This is a genomic window from Adhaeretor mobilis (genome assembly GCF_007741515.1).
Classification (GTDB): Bacteria; Planctomycetota; Planctomycetia; order Pirellulales; family Lacipirellulaceae; genus Adhaeretor; species Adhaeretor mobilis.
On record NZ_CP036263.1, the window covers coordinates 289,640 to 306,141 of the forward strand.

Consider the following 16,502-nt stretch of genomic DNA (forward strand, 5'->3'; position numbering starts at 1 on the left):
ATCGCGAGCAACTGATTTGGGATTCTATTCTTTTCGCAGGCGACGGGGAAGTTGCCTAAGTAAGGAAGGCAGATCTCTCCCTGGCATGGCGGTGCCCAGCACTCTTCTTCTGACTAGGCTGGTCGTTGCTTTGTCTTCTGTCTTCGTAGTGAAGTCGTTTCGACCGCGCGTGGTCCCCGATGTACCCGGCCTTAAAGGCACCGGGTTCATATGCTCCGACGCGCGGGGCGATGTCGGAGTTCACCCGATGAAATTGTATGTCGGAAACTTGTCTTACAATACGACCCAGGAAACACTCGAAGCAGCCTTCGCCGCTCACGGCGACGTAGGCGAAGTGGCGATCATCAACGATCGCGAAACGGGCCGCCCCCGTGGGTTTGCTTTCGTCACGATGACCAACGACGACCAAGCCCGTACGGCTTTGGAAGCCGTGAACGGCCTAGAGATCGACGGCCGCACCGTGACGGTTAACGAAGCGCGCCCGAAACCAGAACGCAGCAGACGGTAAGAGTTGGTAGGCGGTGCTGGCAAATGGCTCGCCAGTGATGACAGCTCATCGGTTTGGTTTTTTTGACCAAAGCTGATTTGTCATTAACTGCGAATTGCACCAATGTCTGTTGGAGCGATAATCACAGACGCGGTGCCCGACTACAGGCAACTCGTGCTCTCGTTTGCTTCATGGTTCTCAAGTAGAAACACCAAAGAAGAAACCTCGGCCGCTGGCGGGTAATGCTCAGCGACCGAGGTCTTTTTTGGTGTCCACCTAAAACGTGGCCCTAGGCGAGCTGCAATTCTTTTTTCCGCTCTTCGACGATTTCCTCTTGGATATTCTTCGGTACCGGTGAGTACTTTGCGAACTCCATGGAGAACGTGCCCTGCCCTTGGGTTTGGCTGCGCAGGTCGTTCGAGTAGCCGAACGTTTCGGCCAGCGGGACCTCGGCGATGATGACGGTCATGCCGTTGGAGGTTTCCGTCTCGGCGATCATGCCCCGCTTGGAGCTGATCTGACCGACCACCGATCCCTGGAACTCTTCGGGGCACTCGATCTCGACCTTCATGATTGGTTCGAGCAGCATGGGCTTCATGCGACTGAAATTCTCGCGGAAGCACTCACGAGCCGTGAGATTAAACGCCATGTCGCTGGAGTCGACATCGTGGAAGGTGCCGTCGTGCAGCTCGATTGCCATGTCCACTACGGGGTAACCAGCCACAGGGCCTTTTTCCATCATGGATTCGAAGCCCTTGCGGACCGCTGGGATGTACTCCTTGGGGATGCGACCACCGGTCACCTTGTCCTCGAAGAACATATCGGACGTATCGCCACTCTCTTCCATCGCGGCACGGTCTTCGTCGGTCATCGGACGCATGACGCCAACGATATGGCCGTACTGACCGGAACCACCGGATTGCTTCTTGCGTTTGTGATCGTACTCATAAGGCTGCTGACCCGATTCACGGTAGCTTACCTTAGGAGCACCGACTTCAGTCTCGACGCCGTACTCTCGCTTGATACGCTCGACGTAAACTTCGAGATGCAACTCGCCCATGCCAGCGATGATCGTCTCGTTGGTCTCATCGTCAGTGAATACGTGGAACGTGGGATCTTCCTTGCGGAAGCGTTGCAGCGCCTTGCTGAGCTTGTCAGAGTTGTCACGCGACATCGGTTGGATCGACATCTTAATGACCGGATCAGCGACGAAGATGTTTTCCAGCGTGCAGTAGTTGGCATCGTCGCAGTAGGTATCACCCGAAGCACAGTCGATACCCATAATAGCAACAATGTCGCCCGCCTCGCCGGCATCGACTTCTTCACGCTTGTCAGAATGCATCTTCACAATGCGGCTGAAGCGTTCCTTGCGGCCGGTTCGTTGGTTGAAGTAGGTGCCGCCCTTTTCGATCTTGCCCTGATAGATACGCGTATAAGTGAGCTGTCCGTATTCGTCGTCGGTGATCTTGAAGCCCATTCCCACCAGCGGCTTGTTGGGATCCGAAATGAGGATGCGCTTCTCCCCGGTCTGGGGGTCCATACCCTTGTTGGTGATTTCTGGCGGAGAGGGCAAGTAGCGTGTGATGGCGTTCATGAGCGGCTGGACGCCCTTGTTCTTGAAAGCAGAGCCTAAGAACACAGGGCAGAATTCCTGCTCGATGACCGCTTTACGCACGATGTCGTGGATGAGCTCTTCGCCGATCTCTTCCTCGGCAAGCAGCTTCTCCATCAGATCGTCGCTGTACATGCTCAGCGACTCAAGCATCTGGGCGCGGAACTTCTCAGCATCCGCCTGCAAGTCTGCGGGGATATCCTCTGTGCGTACTTTTTCGCCGTTCGAGCCATCGAAGTAGTAGGCCTTCATCGCGATCAGATCGACAACGCCTTCAAAGTTTTCTTCTTCGCCAATGTTGATCTGCATGAGTACCGCGTCGGCACCCAGCTTGTCGCGAACTTGCTCAACAACACTGTTGGGGTTCGCACCCGTACGATCCATCTTATTGATGAACGCTAGGCGAGGAACGTGGTAGCGCTTCATCTGGCGATCGACGGTCATCGATTGCGATTGCACACCACCGACTGAGCAAAGCACAAGGATCGCACCGTCGAGTACGCGCAAGCTGCGCTCTACCTCAACGGTAAAGTCAACGTGACCTGGAGTATCGATGAGGTTAATATCGAAGCCGTCCCACTTGAGGTACGTGGCAGCGGAGGCGATCGTAATGCCGCGCTCCTTTTCAAGCTCCATGTTGTCCATGACAGCGCCATCGCCACCACCGCGAACATCTTCGATCTTGTGAATCCGACCGGAGTAGAACAAGATGCGCTCACTGAGGGTGGTTTTCCCCGAATCGATGTGAGCAGAAATACCGATGTTGCGAACTTTATTGAGGTCCATAGTGACTGCCTCGACTTAACTCTGGTAAAATGGGTGCTTAAAAACTAACGACAAACTCTATAGGGTGGCCGAGAATCCGTGCTCGAATGGGGGGCTCGCCCGACGCACTTGTGCAATAGGTTGCGACGACGGATTGCTCTTAGGGCAGAAAGCGTCACGGTAGGTGAAGCTTCTTGAGGTGAGACCAAGCTCCCCATTCTACGCAAACGCGATGAAACTACCAGTGCAAACTGCTCGCCGTAAATCTACTTTTGCGGGAGTTTTACGCATCGGAGTCGCTCGACGCCAGAGCGATCTGGAGGACAGGAGCTCGCCCGTCCGGCAGCGGTTTCGCTCAGAAGAGCTTCGCGCAATCTTCTTCACCCGCGATTTCAGGCTACAATTGCCTATTCCGCCCCCAATTCTGTAGGGAATTCCCTCGGTGGCGCTCCACATACACTGGCTCACAGGATCGCCACCTATGTCTGACACCCTGCCCCCTGAAACTGACGAGGACGCCTATGAGGGTGGCGAATACGGCAATGGCACGCCCCCCCAGCGACTGCCTGAGGGGTGGCTGCGGAACTGGCCCATTGCCACGTTTTTGCTGCCGTTGGTGGTCTTCATGCTGGCGACTCAGCTTGAGCCCACGCCACCCAGTTCCCCCAATCTCGTTTCGTCCGATATCGACTCAGCCGACTCAACCGACTCAGCAGCCGAGATGCCGGCCGAGGATACGCTCGCCTCACTGCCGGTCGAAGAGAAGGAGCAGCTGATTCCCTACCGCTACTACCCGGTCGTCTACACCGTCAAGATCGCCTTGGTTATTGCTGCGATGATCGCCGTCTGGCCCGGGTACCGCACGTTTCCATTCCACGTGAGCCCCTTAGCAATCGTGGTGGGCGTTGTCGGCGTGGTGTTGTGGATCGTGCTCTGCAAGCTCGACCTTGAGGTGATGCTGCTCAAGCCGATAGGCCTGGGTTGGCTGGTGGAAGCGGGCGAGCGCAGTGCGTTCAATCCGCTAGAGCAACTCAAAGACACGCCGTTATGGGCTTTCGGATTTCTGGCTATTCGGCTCATCGGATTGGCCATCGTCGTCCCAGTAATCGAGGAGTTCTTCCTCCGCGGCCTCGTGATGCGTTTCGTCGTGAACGACAACTTCGATCGCGTCCCGTTTGGCTACGTTACGCCACTAGCGATCATCGCGGGCACCGCGGTGCCGATGCTCATGCACCCGGCAGAATTGCTAGCCGCATTTGTGTGGTTCAGCCTGATCACCTGGTTGATGGTCCGCACGAAGAACATCTGGGACTGCGTCGTTGCCCACGCAGTGACAAATCTGTTGCTAGGCATCTACGTAATCGCCACCGGCGAGTGGTACTACATGTAGGGCAGTCGGCGGTCGGCGGTCGGCGGTTTGGATTCTGTGAGTGGGGAGTCGTCTCGCGCGAGGGCTTAAGTCAAGAATTGACGGACACTCTTCCGCAGCAGGCTGCAGCCTGCTCCCTGCCTACAGCCCACTTGTCACTCCCTAAACCCAGCCTGCTGCACGCTTTCGTCTCCGCCAATGATCGGCTGGGTCCGGAACGGTAGCCCAGCCTGATAGCGTGCCAAACGGTGATGGTAGTTCGTTACAGCCGATTGCGGTGCGCTGGCGATGGCTTGTTGAATGGTCTTTTGGGCGAGCTCAAATTGCCCCGCGTTCGCCTGAGCGGCCGCCAGCGTGTCGAGCGCGACATGACGCTCGCCGTAGCCACATTTCAAGGCCTGTTCAGCACCGCTGAGAGCGTTCTCCGAATCACGAAAACGCTCATCAGGGCAAGTTGCCAGCAACCAGGCACCGTTGCGGTAGGCGTGGGCGAAGTCGGGATTCAACTCCACGGCCTTGGCATAGTCGGTCAATGCGTTGTCATACTGACCCAAGTCGGCCAGCAAATCGGCGCGGCTACAGAAGACTTCAGCCGAGCTGGCACCGCCGTCGATGGCAGCATCGAAGAACTTCACGGCCTTGGTTAGCTGACCCTCGACATGCAGCATTCGCCCCAAGCCGACGTTGGCGGCGGCGAGCCCGGCATCGAGTTTCAGCGAACTTAGGTAATCCGCCTTGGCGAGGTCTGACTTGCCAGCTTGCAGGTACAGTGTGGCACGATTCGAGTAGGCCTTCGCGAATTTGGGATTCAACACAATGACCTGATTGAAGTCATCGAATGCCGCAGCGAATTCGCCACTCTGCGCGGCAGTGACGCCGCGATTGTGCAACGCTCGCCAGCAGTTTCCGTCGTACTTCAATGCAGCAGCAAAGTCGGCATTGGCCAGCTCGTCTTGACCCTCATCGGAACGAAGCTCCCCCCGACGATTCAAAGCCCAGGCAGCCAATTCCCGACCGAAGACCGCACTTTCCCCAGCGGCACCGCCTTCGAGAGCTGAGTCCACAAGTTGCGTAAGCTTCGTGTAATCGTCCTGCGTCTTTGCTTGTTGGGAAAACTTGTGCGCTTCGACCAGAGTGCCAACCCACTCGGGAGTGCGAGTAGCTGGCTCCTCGGCGGCAAGTGTCTCCACTGGCCCTTCAGCGGCTTCTACGGCTGGAGCTGCAAATGCTGGCGACTTTACGTCGGCTAGGCGAGATCCGCCCGCAGTTGGTAGCGGTGGTCGAGCGGTCGACTCCCACTCTGCATTGAACTTAGAAAGGAGCTGCTGATCGTCCGCGGTCGGTTTTCGGTCACTTGTATAAACTGCTGACTCAATTTGAACATCCCTGGCAGGCAAACGCGAAACGCGCTTTTCAGATGGTTTTGGTTGTGATTGAGTTGACCGTGACAGTGTCGGCAGTGTTTGAGCTGGTTGCGATTGGGAAGCGAGCTTCGCCGAGAGAGGCACACGCGTTTTGCGGAGCTTCTCGCCCGTAGTTTCGCTAAGGCGCTGAGCTACGGTTTGGGTTTGGTTTGCTGTGCCCCGACTGCTGAAGCTGGGACGTCGGAACCCTTGTCCGCGGAGTTGTATCTGTGGCGAACGCGTGCCGTATCGTTGCGGCAATGGTTGCATGGCCGTGCGGCGAGTTGGCTTGGTAACGACCTCCGGCTTGCGCTGCGGCTGCATTTGCTGCGGTTGCTTTTGGAAGGCAACCGGTTGCACGGTGTTCGGAGCGGTCTTCTTTTGCGAGATGGGTTGATCGTCGGAGGTTACAAATACCACTCCGTCTGACGAGTCCGACGGCGTCGTGCGAGAAAACTGGCCGACGATAGCGGGCGGTTGCTGCAGTTCCAGCGAGTTGTCGGTAGCCGTGGCAACGGCCATGTCTGGCTCAGCAAGGTGCTGCTGAGAAACCGGCTGCTGTGCGAGCGACATGCTCGGCAAAGCCGCCACAGTGGAGGAGAACAGGGCCAATGCCGTAACGATTCGATGCTTCACTTCCATGTGAATTCATCCGCAGTAATTTTTTATTGGGAAGAGGTAACGATGCTAGCTGCATAGCGACCAGCGGACCGCACGCGCACCTATTGCGGTAGCGATCATCCTTTGCATCGGCGAGCAGAAGATCGAAACGTGACAGAAAAGTCGCTGGAATCAGAAATTGCTTTGCAGCTTGCCTAGGCCCCCGCGAATGCTAGCAAAAAAAGCGAGGACCTTGCGACGAGATGAGCTACGAGGGACGAGTCATCTTCTCTGCATCCAACAACTTATCCAACTCCTCTTCGCCCATCAGTTTCTTGGAGAGCACCAGCGCCCTGATGGTTGTGTCCTCCGCGAGAGCTTGCTTTGCCAGCTTCGCGCACGTTTCGTAGCCGAGTGCTGGCGCAAGGCTCGTGACGGTCATCAACGAGCGATCCAACAACTCCTGGCAGCGGGCTTCGTTGACTTCTAGGCCCGCAAGCAATTTATCTACGAACACGTCCGACACATTCGCTAGCAGTTTTACGGATTCCAAAAATGCGTCAATCATCACCGGCATCGCCACATTCAATTCAAACAGCGAGCCCACTCCGCCCAGTGCCGCGGTGGTTACCGTCGAGTCGTTGCCAATCACGCGGCAAGCGACTTGCATGACGCTTTCGCACATCACCGGGTTCACCTTGCCCGGCATGATCGAGCTGCCCGGCTGCGTGGCCGGCAGCAACAGTTCGTACAGTCCGGCGCGTGGGCCGCTGCCGAGGTGACGGATGTCGTTGGCAATTTTGCTCAGCCCCACGGCAATCGACTTCAAGTAACCGTGAGCCGTCACGACTCCGTCCTTCGTGGCCTGCGCCTCGGGATGGTTCACCGCTTCGAGGAACTCGTATTCGTACTGAAACTTGAGCCGCTCGTTGAGCACGAGTGCCACTTTCTCAGCGAACTCCGGATGGGTGTTGATGCCCGTGCCGACGGCCGTACCGCCAATGGCCAATTCCTTCAACTCTTCCATCGCAAAGCCGGCACGAATCACAGCATTCGACGCTTGTGCTGCGTAGCCGCCAAAGACTTGTCCCATGCGAATGGGAGTAGCATCCATCAGATGCGTGCGGCCGATCTTCACAAGGCTATCCCACGCGTTCGACTTCTCGGTGAGACTTTCGCTAAGCCGGTTCAGTGCTGGGATGAGCTTATGCTCAATCTCCGAGGCCGCCGCAATTGACATCGCCGTCGGGAACGTGTCGTTGGAAGATTGTCCCATGTTTACATGATCGTTGGGATGAATCTTGTCTCCGTCCGAAGCAATACCCGCATTTGCCACGTTGGCGATCACTTCGTTGGCGTTCATGTTTGTCGAAGTGCCTGAGCCCGTCTGGTAGATATCCACCGGGAAGTGCGCATCGTGCTTGCCCGCAGCGACTTCCTCTGCAGCAGCGATGATCGCCTGTGCTCGGCCCGCATCAAGTTTCCCGAGATCAAGATTCGCCTGTGCACAGGCAGCCTTGAGATGACCGAAGGCGTGAATCACTGCGGCGGGGACCGGCTCGTGGGCGATCGGGAAATTTTCCACGGCACGCGCGGTCGAAGCGCCGTAAAGCGCCTCCTTAGGAACCTGCATTTCGCCCATCGTGTCGCGTTCGGTACGTGTATTGGCCATGTCTCGCTCAATCGTCGGTTAGAGAAATCGATTCCACAGGCGACCAATTTAACGCTGGGCCAGATGCTCGGCTACGGTCACACGGCTACGGTTGCCCGAGCTTCGCCAGCACGACAGCCAGGATCGCCAAGAGGAGCCCACCACCAACGGCCAGCAACATCCGAAACTTCGCCCGTCGGGCAAGTTGCTCCTCCCGAGTAGGCGGCTGTCTTGTCTCTGGCGCCGGCTTCTCAACCGCTTGCGGCTTCGCTGCTACTGCCTTGCTCGTCGCCACTTTCTTAGTTGCCGGCACCGGTGGAGAAGCTGGCGGCGGGGGTGGTGGCGGCCCCGCTTGCGTCTTCGGCGTTCCTGCAGTCGACGAAATCCCATCTGGCGGTGGTCCTACCGGTGGCGGCGGAGGAGGCGAAGGCGGCATCGGTGGTCTGGCACCAGCTTTTTCGCGCTGCGCCACCGCAGGTGTAGGCTGTCCACAGTGCGGACAAGCCACAACCTGCCCGACCGACTCAGGTGAAACCTGAGAAACCTCTCGGCAACCAATGCACTGGATAGCGATCATGGGAATATAGGAACTGGCTGAAAACGCAATTGCGAACCATCTCACGGAGAAGATAAGGTACCCCGGCTGTAGGGTACCGTCGAGCCGAGCGAGGCGTACCACGCCCCGAATTCATAGTACGCCTCGCTCGGCTCGACGATACCTACGCATTTTTTGCCTGCCGGCCCACGCTGGACGCACTCACCCGGCCGAGTTACGGTACAGAGCACGCCTTTCTTTCCCCCTCTCCAAAGCAATAGTCGCAAGTTCCGCATGGCCAAACGCCGCAGAAGCTCTCGCAGTGGTAACTCCCGCCGCACGACGGTGCGCCGCGACGCCTCGGGGCATGGCTGGATACTTGTGCCTCCGAAGAGTGTTCGCGAGCGAAGCGAAGATCTTGACGAAGTTCGCACCATGATCGAAGAGGGTGAGCCGGACATTGCGATCGACGAACTGCGCTGGCTGCTCGAGGGCTCCAGCGAAATGATCGAAGCCCACTTTCTCTTGGGCAAGTTGGCCGTGGAAGTCGACAACGACTTGCCGCTCGCCCGCGGGCACTTCGGCTTCGGTTACCAAATCGGCATGAAAGCCCTTCGCGCCGAAAAAAGTCCCCAGCCGGTGCCGGCGCTGCACCCAGCTAATCGCACGTTCTTCGACGCCGGACGCGGATTGGCCTGGACGCTCGATGCACTCGGTAAAAAGGAGATGGCCCTAGAAGTGGTCGAGCACCTGCTTTATTGCGATCCCAACGACCCGTTGAACCTCGGCACTTGGATCGACGAAATCAAAACCGCCGGGCAGCAGATCGTCGATGTGGGCTCGCTATTTGGACCGACTTCGTAGGGTGCGTGAGCGCAGCGAAACGCACCTTGAGTCGACGGTCGTTTCGATCGTGCGTTTCGCTGTGCTCACACACCCTACTGTTAGCACGCTACGGCAATACCAGATTCTTCAGCTTGTACTCCACCGTTTTCGCTTGAATTGCTGCAGGCGTGCGATACACCCATGTGTAATTCTCGATTTCGTCTTCAATTTCAAACAAGTACGCGAAGCCCATCTCCTGGTCGTTGCGCATCGTCGTTTCAAAACCTGCATGATCGACCGTCATGCCTTGTTTGTCCTCCAGGAGCGTGAGATTCTGAAACACCCAATCGCCATGCGAGTCGAGTTCGGCCGTTTTGCTCTTCAAACGCAGTCGCATGTGAACCTCATAGAGCCCTTCAAGCTTCACGATGTGCTCGAGCCTCACAATCACTCCGCCCGCTTCTTGCTCGCTACCCACATTCTTTTTCAAGTTGTCGAAGCGAAACTCGACTTGGCGGGCAGGCGCTAGTACTTGGAGCTTGCCGGTGAGCGACTTGATCCGCCGGACATCTCTCGCGGGCAGTTCCAAGGGGAGCATAATCTCGGTCGAATAAGAGTCAGGCGGCACATCGATATCGAATTCCGCTTCCGGCAGCGCGACTGGCACAGGATTGCCCTGGTCGTCCACCGCCTCGATATCGGCCACGCGTTGCGTAATCGAAAGCGGCTGCAAACGCGGCTCCCAAGCGACGTGCAACTTCACGTGCAGCCGGTTTTCCTGTGGCGTGACCATGCTGCGCCGGCTGGCGAGTTCGCTCGCTTCAATGCGGAACGGCCCCGTGTAGCTGCCGCGGCTGAGCCTTGTCGTTGAGCCGGGCTCCAAGTCAACCAGCGCCAGGCCCTCGTCGCCTGAGAATTCGTACGGCCCGAGCGCCGCTTGATCGAGAATCGAATCCAGAGCCGGCCAGAACTCTTGATCCTTGATATCGAGCGACAGCGTGCGCGGCGTAGCATCTTGTCCCACGCGACCGCGATAGTCCACCAAGCGGTTGCCGGTTTGCTTCGCGAGATGCTCCAGCACTTCAGCCAGAGGGATGTTAGGCTCTGAGAGCGAAAATCGGCTCGCCTGAAACTTCTGTTTGACCGCCTCCTCAACGACGGCCGTCTCCACCTTCGCGAGCCGATCCTTGGTCTTGGCGGAAAGCTCTGCATCCTGGCTCAGCAAGAGCGCTAAGAATGCCTCCAACTGCTCGGGAGGGTTCAGCGGCGCAATCTCCACGAGCCGCATCTGTGGCTCGACGACTTTCGCGCTGCTACCCGCGCGAATTTGCTCAACCAATTTGGTGGCCTCTTCCTTCCAGGCGGGCGGCTCATCGGCATATGTCGGCGAGCTCGCAAAACCTACGGCCCCAAGCAACAGCAGGGCGAAGCTGGTCAAACGGCGGAATGAAAGAGCAACAGTCATGGGCGCAACCAGCACAATCGATAGAAAAGTCGGTTTGAGCACCCATTGTAGCGGCTGAGGCGGCCCTCCGGAGGGTGAAGTCGCGCCGTGAGCTAGACTTTTTTTGAGCATTGATCCTGACTAATAGCTGTAGGGAACCCGAGTGCAGCTTCAACCGAACCCATCCCCATGAAACCAGCAACACGACTTCCCCTAGCACTGGCAATCCTCTCGGCGGTGGCAACGAATGCCGTGGCCAACGGCCCAGCTGACTTCATGCTGCGCGCGACGATCGACGGCCAGCGCGTCGAAGGTCAGCCGCTTGCCTGGACCGATTCGCAGATGTTGCTGTTGGGGCGTGACGGGCAGTTGCACGACTTTCATCCGAAAGAAGCCAAAGACGCAAAGAAAATTGCGAAGGGCTTTGTTGCCTACTCCCCCGCACAACTCAAGGGCCGGTTGCAGCAGGAGTTCGACCGCTCCTATGCCGTAACCACCACACAACACTTTGTCGTGGTCCATCCACGCGGTGAGTGGTCTGCGTGGGCGAATCGTTTGGAATCGCTCTACCGCTCGTTCACGCATTACATGAGCGTGCGTGGCTTTCCGATCAAACGCCCCAAGATGCCCTTGGTGGCAGTGGTGTTTCGCAACCAGGCGGACTACTACCGATACGCCGCAGCCGACGGCACGCCGCTTGCGCCAGGCACGTTGGGGCATTACTCGCCGCAGAGTAATCGCGTGTTCCTGTTCGATATTTCCGGCGGTAGTGGCGACGCCGACTGGCTGGCCAATGCAGAAACCATTATCCACGAAGCGACCCACCAAACTGCTTATAACACGGGCGTTCATCAGCGTTTTTCCGAGCAACCCCGTTGGTTGGTCGAGGGCCTCGCCATGATGTTCGAAGCCCCCGGCGTGTGGGGAGCGAGTTCTATCAAAGGTATTGAAACTCGACTGAATCAGGGCCGCCTACAGGATTTCCGCAACTCCATCGCAGGCAGCACGTCCGATTGGATCATGCGTACCGTAGCCAGTGACAACGAATTCTCCCGTTCGCCCGGCGCTTCGTACGCTGCTGCGTGGACACTCTCATTTTACTTATGCGAAACTCGCCCCGAGGAATATTCCCGCTACTTGGATCGCGTGTCTCGTCGCGAGCAGTTCACTACTTACGGCAGCAAACAACGCGTCGCCGACTTCGCGGCAGAGTTCGGCAACGACTTCACACTACTGGATGCCCAAGTGCAGCGATTTGTGAGTGAACTGCCCAGGTAGGGTCCGCTAAAGCAAGGCTAGAAACTCATCAGCTTCTCGCGGTCGCTGGAACTCAACGACTTTCAAGGACTCTTGGGCGCGCTCTGCGAACAACCTCGCATACTTGCGGCGATATTTGGGGTGCGTCTTCCAGGCCCAAAGCAGCACGGAGTCGCCACTGGCAAAAGTGCGTCGGAATGTCTCCCTGTTGCCTGGGGTGATGCACTGCCCCGAAAACGACCTCCAAAGGGATCGCTTCGCGAGCCGATAAATCACCTTCGCTCGGCTATAGTTTAGCCAGATGGCTGTGTCGGCACGAGGCAGGGTGATGTCCTGAGTCGAAGTATAGTTGCCATCGATTACCCAACGAGGTTGATCTGCTGCTTGCTGAACGCTCTCACGGAACTCCTCGGCGGGGGTCTCTACCCAGCCAGGATTCCAGAAGAGTTCATCCAGGGCGACGTAGGGAATCGATAGTTCTTGCGAGAGCTTCTTCGAAAAGGTACTCTTGCCGCTCCCGCTGGTTCCTACGACGACGATGCGTTTCATGGGGCTATTGCTCTACGGGCGGCTTGGGTCTTCGAGCAAGTATTAGGCGAAAGTACTCCTCTTGGTGAATGAGGTGGTATCGCTGCGTTGTGTTTTTGCCGGTGTCTCGATAACGGCAAGTCCATTGCAGCGTGATGGAGTTTGGTTTCTTGAAGAGTTGGCAGGGAATCGCTTTCCCCGGTTCGTTTGGGTCGTAGATAAAGAGCTTTCCTTGTTTATCTTTCCCTACGAGGAAAGCATGGTAGGTCCTATTGGAAGTTCCGTCTGGGAACCGCCTCCAACCTGCTCCTGAGAAGACGGCGAGGTGATCTGAATCGGCAGCTAGGATGCGTAGCAACTCTGCTTGGGTAGCAATCCCCCTGTCCTGCGCAGTTAGAAGTCGCTCTTTGCCTGGCTCTGTTTGCATCAATCGGAAGTAGTCTCGCTTGTAGAGATCGGCCACAAGGGAACTCAGTTGCGCGAGTGACTCCTTGGAGTTCGTTGGAGATTGCTTCCCGTTGACGATGAGCTCTCGTGGGTACGTCACAGCTTTTCCGGTAGCAATATGATCGTAGATGGTCTTGGCAAGTCGCTCAGCAGGAATGACGTCTTGTTCTAGGTTCTCAGTTCTGCCGAGTAGTGCCTCCGTTACGGCTGCGATCCCGACACAACGTTTGTCGCTGTTGGTCGGCAGATTCGATAGGATGATCTGTCGCTGGGCTACTGTGAGTTTCGAGACGGCAGCTGCTTGAGCGTTTGATGCAACTTCCTGCGCATGAGCTGGGTTGCAGATGACCAGAACGACGGTGAGAAGAAAGGTTCGCAATCCAAGGATCTCGATCGGTTTTCCTGAGGAACGGTCAAAGCCGCCAAATTGGCCGAAGGACTACCTCATCGTAGCCTTGGGCAATGCCCTAGTAAGATGGGCTACAACGGTGCCGGCACATCCCGCTTGCAAAATACCAACGTCGCCAGTGCCATAGCCGCTAGGCCAATTCCCACGAGCACCAAGTTGTACTGCCAAAACATCGGCACGTACTTGTCTGGATTATCGACGATGCCGACAGTCAGCAGTGTCGGCTCGTACGCCGACAGGAACGACCACTTCTTCAGCCACTCGAACTGGGGCGAGAGCAGGCCTACGATTTTGAAGGCGATTTGCAAAAAGTAAAAGCCGACCATGATCGCCACTGCACGCCCACGCGAACCGACTGCTGCGGAAAGCAACGTCGCTGCACCCAATAGAAAGATGCCGATGCCTACCAGATTGATCGTCGCCGGCCAATAGACGGTCCATTCCGGCGGAACATCAAACTTAGAGGTGGCAATGCCGATGGCCGTGCTTAGCCAAGCGACGACTCCCAGCAGCACGACGCCGACAAGGGAAACCGCTAAGTGAGACGCCACCAGTGTGAACCGGCTCAACGGTTGCGCGAGCAGCATCTCCATCGTGCCGTTGCCGACTCGACCAGCGATACAGTCCGAACCGCGTGCCACCGCCCACAAGGCCAAAGCCAACACCACGGGCAGTTCTTCATATCCAAACGCCACGCGACCCAGTGGCGAGGCGAGCGTGTCAACCGATACTGGCAGCAGCATGAGGGCGAAATCAGGGATGTCGCCGCTCTTGAGCATGTTCACAACCGAAGAAAAGTTAATCTGCGAAGCAATCCAAACCCGCAACCAAATGAAGGCGAACAACATCGCACCGCAACCTACGAGCAACAAGCGGCTAGCAGCAAACGAGCGTTGGAAGAGGGCGAGCATAGGTGTGGAGTCGGCAGGGGGCAGTCGGCGGAGGGCAGTCTCATTGGCGTCATTTCGTGCCTGCGCATAACGCACGAACGACTTCAGCATAGCAATAGCTGTTGCTCGCAATTCAGACTGCTATCCTACCAAGAATTATTACGAAGCTGGTCGCCGAATTGCCGCTAGTGTCCATCCCGTAAGCTGTCCTACCGACCGAAATGCCATGTCGCGAGGAAGGCTCACACAACGAGCCAGGGCTATTTCCCGTTTGCCAATCAAACCGAGACCGCATAGAAAGTGGTATCGCTGGAGGAAGACAAGTCTCTTTACTGCTAGGCAGTCCTGGCTGAATTCATGGTGGATAGAACAATCGGCATACATAGTACCTGTCCTCCCAACCGGCGAAACTTGGCGGCTTTCACCCTAGGCGTATTCTTCTTCGTCGTTGCTCTCCTAGGCAAAGCGAACGCGGGTGGGGGGCCGGAGGGCGTGTTTTTGGTGGTGAACTCTAAGAGCAACGACTCGATCACCGTTGCCAATCACTACATTTCATTGCGAGATATTCCCGCCAACAATGTGTTCTACTTGCCCTGGAATCCGCGCAGCAAAATCACTTCTCCAAAAAGGTTTCGCACGGAAATCTTGCAACCAATTATCGAGGAAATAAATGCTCGTCACCTGGGGGGGCAGATTGATCAGATCGTCTATAGCGTCCATTTCCCCTTTGCGGTTGACTATCGTGCCGAACTAAAAGCTAAGGAGATCAAAACTCCAAGCTCGTTACGTGCGTGGACATCGCTCACGGGTGCGACTTACTTGTATCAATTCACGCTGGGCGAACACATCGAGCTATTTGGCTTGAACACCAATTTTTATTGTCCTCCGTTGGAGACCAGCCTAAAGCGCTCACGCGCTTTCAACGGCCAGTCGCATTGGAAACAGGGTGGCATCTCCGATCCTAAGGAAGGGATGCAGTATCTGCTATCAACAGCTCTGGGCGTTACATACGGCGATGGTAACACCGTAGACGAAATTGTCTCGTATTTAAAACGCGCCAAGCAATCAGACTACACCCGCCCGCAGGCCAGCGTTTGCTACATGACCAACGGCGATATTCGCTCCAGAGTCCGTTCGCGCACATTCGAGTCAGCCGTCGCAGAGCTGAGGAAGTTAGGCGTCGAAGCAAGCATCATCAAGGGGAAAGTGCCCAGTGGTAAGCAGAACGTGATTGGCCTGACGTTGGGTACGCCGAAGCCTATTCTGACGGGAAGCGTGGGGCTGGCTCCCGGTGCTTTGGTGGACAATCTCACAAGTTTTGGAGGCGCTTTCCATTTGTCTACCAAGAAACGTGGACAAACTTTGCTGACTCATTATTTGCGCAATGGGGCAGCAGGTGCCTCAGGCACGGTCATCGAACCAACGGCCAACCCCAATAAATTCCCCAATGCTGCGTTGCACGTACACTATGCGCGGGGCTGCTCCCTGGCTGAGTCCTTCTATCAATCCATTAGTGGTCCTTTTCAACTGATCGTCGTGGGCGATCCGCTATGCCAACCGTGGGCGAAGCCCAAGACGCTCGCGATGAAAGAAAAGCTCCCGCGAGTCGTCTCAGGAAAAGTCCGATTGCTCCCAGAGGTGATTCCTGCTTCCTTGGACGCACGAAACAGCGCGAAGGAGAACGGCACGGGCTCCAACGCAGGAGCGAACCCGATGCTCGGATACGAGATTTATCTCGATGGCGATCGGCTTGGAGCTATTCCTCCAGGGGAAGAATTCGACTGGGACACTACGCAGGCTGCAGACGGGTATCATCGATTAGTGGTCGTGGGCGTGGAAAAATCCGACGTTCTTACCCAGAGTCGCTGGTCGAAGGATTTGCTCGTAAGCAATGCACGCGAGGCCATCGAACTACACTTGCCCGGAGGCGACCAATACCGATCTGAGGAGGAGTTGGAATTGAAGATCGAATCCACCCTCCAGGAAGTTGCCATCGTTACCCACAATGGCCAGGAACTTGGGCGGCTTCCCAACGGCACTGGCAGGCTGAGGGTGCCAGCAGAGAAACTGGGGAAAGGCCCTGTCACCTTACAGGTGCATACCGAAGGGAATCCAGGCGTCAGATCACGGCCCGTCCTGCTTGAAATTCATTAGCCGCCCGGCGTCAGTTCGCCAGAATCACTAAGTTTCCTAATTGGTACCTTTGACTGAGCCTTGCTGGCTCGTTGACATGCCGCAGGTCACGGATACCATGACAGTTACGGCGATTGGTACCGGAGC

The 16,502-nt window shown here is 56.8% G+C and carries 13 protein-coding genes; 5 read left to right on the top strand and 8 right to left on the bottom strand.

Annotated features, from left to right (window positions below; all coding sequences use genetic code 11):
• Positions 1-130: 130 nt before the first annotated feature.
• Positions 131-508, top strand: a complete 378-nt coding sequence (locus tag HG15A2_RS01100; RefSeq protein ID WP_246117850.1) for an RNA recognition motif domain-containing protein — start codon at positions 131-133, stop codon at positions 506-508.
• Positions 509-776: 268 nt separating this feature from the next.
• On the opposite strand, the gene fusA is transcribed toward HG15A2_RS01100, so the two are convergent.
• Positions 777-2,885, bottom strand: coding sequence for an elongation factor G (gene fusA / locus HG15A2_RS01105; RefSeq protein WP_145056995.1), 2,109 nt, complete (start codon positions 2,883-2,885; stop codon positions 777-779).
• A gap of 460 nt (positions 2,886-3,345) precedes the next feature.
• Here fusA and HG15A2_RS01110 point away from each other — a divergent pair, with 460 nt between their 5' ends.
• A complete protein-coding gene (locus HG15A2_RS01110) occupies positions 3,346-4,254 on the top strand; it encodes a CAAX prenyl protease-related protein (protein ID WP_145056997.1) in 909 nt (302 codons plus the stop codon).
• Positions 4,255-4,388: 134 nt separating this feature from the next.
• On the opposite strand, the gene HG15A2_RS01115 is transcribed toward HG15A2_RS01110, so the two are convergent.
• The 3 genes from HG15A2_RS01115 to HG15A2_RS24735 form a co-directional block, all read right to left on the bottom strand.
• Positions 4,389-6,278 carry a tetratricopeptide repeat protein gene (locus tag HG15A2_RS01115; protein WP_145056999.1) on the bottom strand — a complete coding sequence of 630 codons (1,890 nt, stop codon included), beginning with the start codon at positions 6,276-6,278 and terminating at the stop codon, positions 4,389-4,391.
• Between the two features lie 226 nt (positions 6,279-6,504).
• On the bottom strand, positions 6,505-7,908 hold the full coding sequence (locus HG15A2_RS01120) for a class II fumarate hydratase (protein ID WP_145057001.1): 1,404 nt from the start codon (positions 7,906-7,908) through the stop codon (positions 6,505-6,507).
• A gap of 85 nt (positions 7,909-7,993) precedes the next feature.
• A complete protein-coding gene (locus tag HG15A2_RS24735; protein ID WP_145057003.1) occupies positions 7,994-8,464 on the bottom strand; it encodes a hypothetical protein in 471 nt (156 codons plus the stop codon).
• A gap of 252 nt (positions 8,465-8,716) precedes the next feature.
• On the opposite strand from HG15A2_RS24735, the gene HG15A2_RS01130 reads away from it, so the two are divergent.
• Positions 8,717-9,286 (top strand): tetratricopeptide repeat protein, encoded by a 570-nt coding sequence (locus tag HG15A2_RS01130; RefSeq protein WP_145057005.1) that lies wholly within the window; start codon positions 8,717-8,719, stop codon positions 9,284-9,286.
• Between the two features lie 88 nt (positions 9,287-9,374).
• Here HG15A2_RS01130 and HG15A2_RS01135 read toward each other — a convergent pair whose 3' ends face one another.
• Entirely contained in the window at positions 9,375-10,823 is a 1,449-nt protein-coding gene (locus HG15A2_RS01135; protein ID WP_218932244.1) for a hypothetical protein, read from the bottom strand.
• 57 nt (positions 10,824-10,880) lie between these two features.
• Between HG15A2_RS01135 and HG15A2_RS01140 the strand changes: the two genes are divergently transcribed.
• On the top strand, positions 10,881-11,969 hold the full coding sequence (locus tag HG15A2_RS01140; protein ID WP_145057009.1) for a DUF1570 domain-containing protein: 1,089 nt from the start codon (positions 10,881-10,883) through the stop codon (positions 11,967-11,969).
• 6 nt (positions 11,970-11,975) lie between these two features.
• On the opposite strand, the gene HG15A2_RS01145 is transcribed toward HG15A2_RS01140, so the two are convergent.
• The 3 genes from HG15A2_RS01145 to HG15A2_RS01155 all read right to left on the bottom strand — a co-directional run bounded on the left by HG15A2_RS01145 (position 11,976) and on the right by HG15A2_RS01155 (position 14,333).
• Positions 11,976-12,497 (bottom strand): AAA family ATPase, encoded by a 522-nt coding sequence (locus tag HG15A2_RS01145; protein WP_145057011.1) that lies wholly within the window; start codon positions 12,495-12,497, stop codon positions 11,976-11,978.
• 4 nt (positions 12,498-12,501) lie between these two features.
• A complete protein-coding gene (locus HG15A2_RS01150; protein ID WP_145057013.1) occupies positions 12,502-13,302 on the bottom strand; it encodes a hypothetical protein in 801 nt (266 codons plus the stop codon).
• A gap of 101 nt (positions 13,303-13,403) precedes the next feature.
• On the bottom strand, positions 13,404-14,333 hold the full coding sequence (locus tag HG15A2_RS01155; protein WP_145057015.1) for an ABC transporter permease subunit: 930 nt from the start codon (positions 14,331-14,333) through the stop codon (positions 13,404-13,406).
• Positions 14,334-14,579: 246 nt separating this feature from the next.
• Here HG15A2_RS01155 and HG15A2_RS01160 point away from each other — a divergent pair, with 246 nt between their 5' ends.
• Complete coding sequence (locus HG15A2_RS01160) at positions 14,580-16,376, top strand: hypothetical protein (RefSeq protein ID WP_218932245.1); 1,797 nt, start codon at positions 14,580-14,582, stop codon at positions 16,374-16,376.
• The last annotated feature ends 126 nt before the right edge of the window (positions 16,377-16,502 follow it).

Excerpts from the sequence above, each read along its gene's own strand:
- HG15A2_RS01120 (WP_145057001.1), bottom strand. The coding sequence starts at position 7,908 with ATGGCCAATACACGTACCGAACGCGACACGATGGGCGAAATGCAGGTT.
- fusA (WP_145056995.1), bottom strand. The coding sequence starts at position 2,885 with ATGGACCTCAATAAAGTTCGCAACATCGGTATTTCTGCTCACATCGAT.
- HG15A2_RS24735 (WP_145057003.1), bottom strand. The coding sequence starts at position 8,464 with ATGATCGCTATCCAGTGCATTGGTTGCCGAGAGGTTTCTCAGGTTTCA.
- HG15A2_RS01130 (WP_145057005.1), top strand. The coding sequence starts at position 8,717 with ATGGCCAAACGCCGCAGAAGCTCTCGCAGTGGTAACTCCCGCCGCACG.
- HG15A2_RS01140 (WP_145057009.1), top strand. The coding sequence starts at position 10,881 with ATGAAACCAGCAACACGACTTCCCCTAGCACTGGCAATCCTCTCGGCG.
- HG15A2_RS01110 (WP_145056997.1), top strand. The coding sequence starts at position 3,346 with ATGTCTGACACCCTGCCCCCTGAAACTGACGAGGACGCCTATGAGGGT.
- HG15A2_RS01160 (WP_218932245.1), top strand. The coding sequence starts at position 14,580 with ATGGTGGATAGAACAATCGGCATACATAGTACCTGTCCTCCCAACCGG.
- HG15A2_RS01155 (WP_145057015.1), bottom strand. The coding sequence starts at position 14,333 with ATGCTGAAGTCGTTCGTGCGTTATGCGCAGGCACGAAATGACGCCAAT.
- HG15A2_RS01145 (WP_145057011.1), bottom strand. The coding sequence starts at position 12,497 with ATGAAACGCATCGTCGTCGTAGGAACCAGCGGGAGCGGCAAGAGTACC.
- HG15A2_RS01135 (WP_218932244.1), bottom strand. The coding sequence starts at position 10,823 with ATGCTCAAAAAAAGTCTAGCTCACGGCGCGACTTCACCCTCCGGAGGG.
- HG15A2_RS01115 (WP_145056999.1), bottom strand. The coding sequence starts at position 6,278 with ATGGAAGTGAAGCATCGAATCGTTACGGCATTGGCCCTGTTCTCCTCC.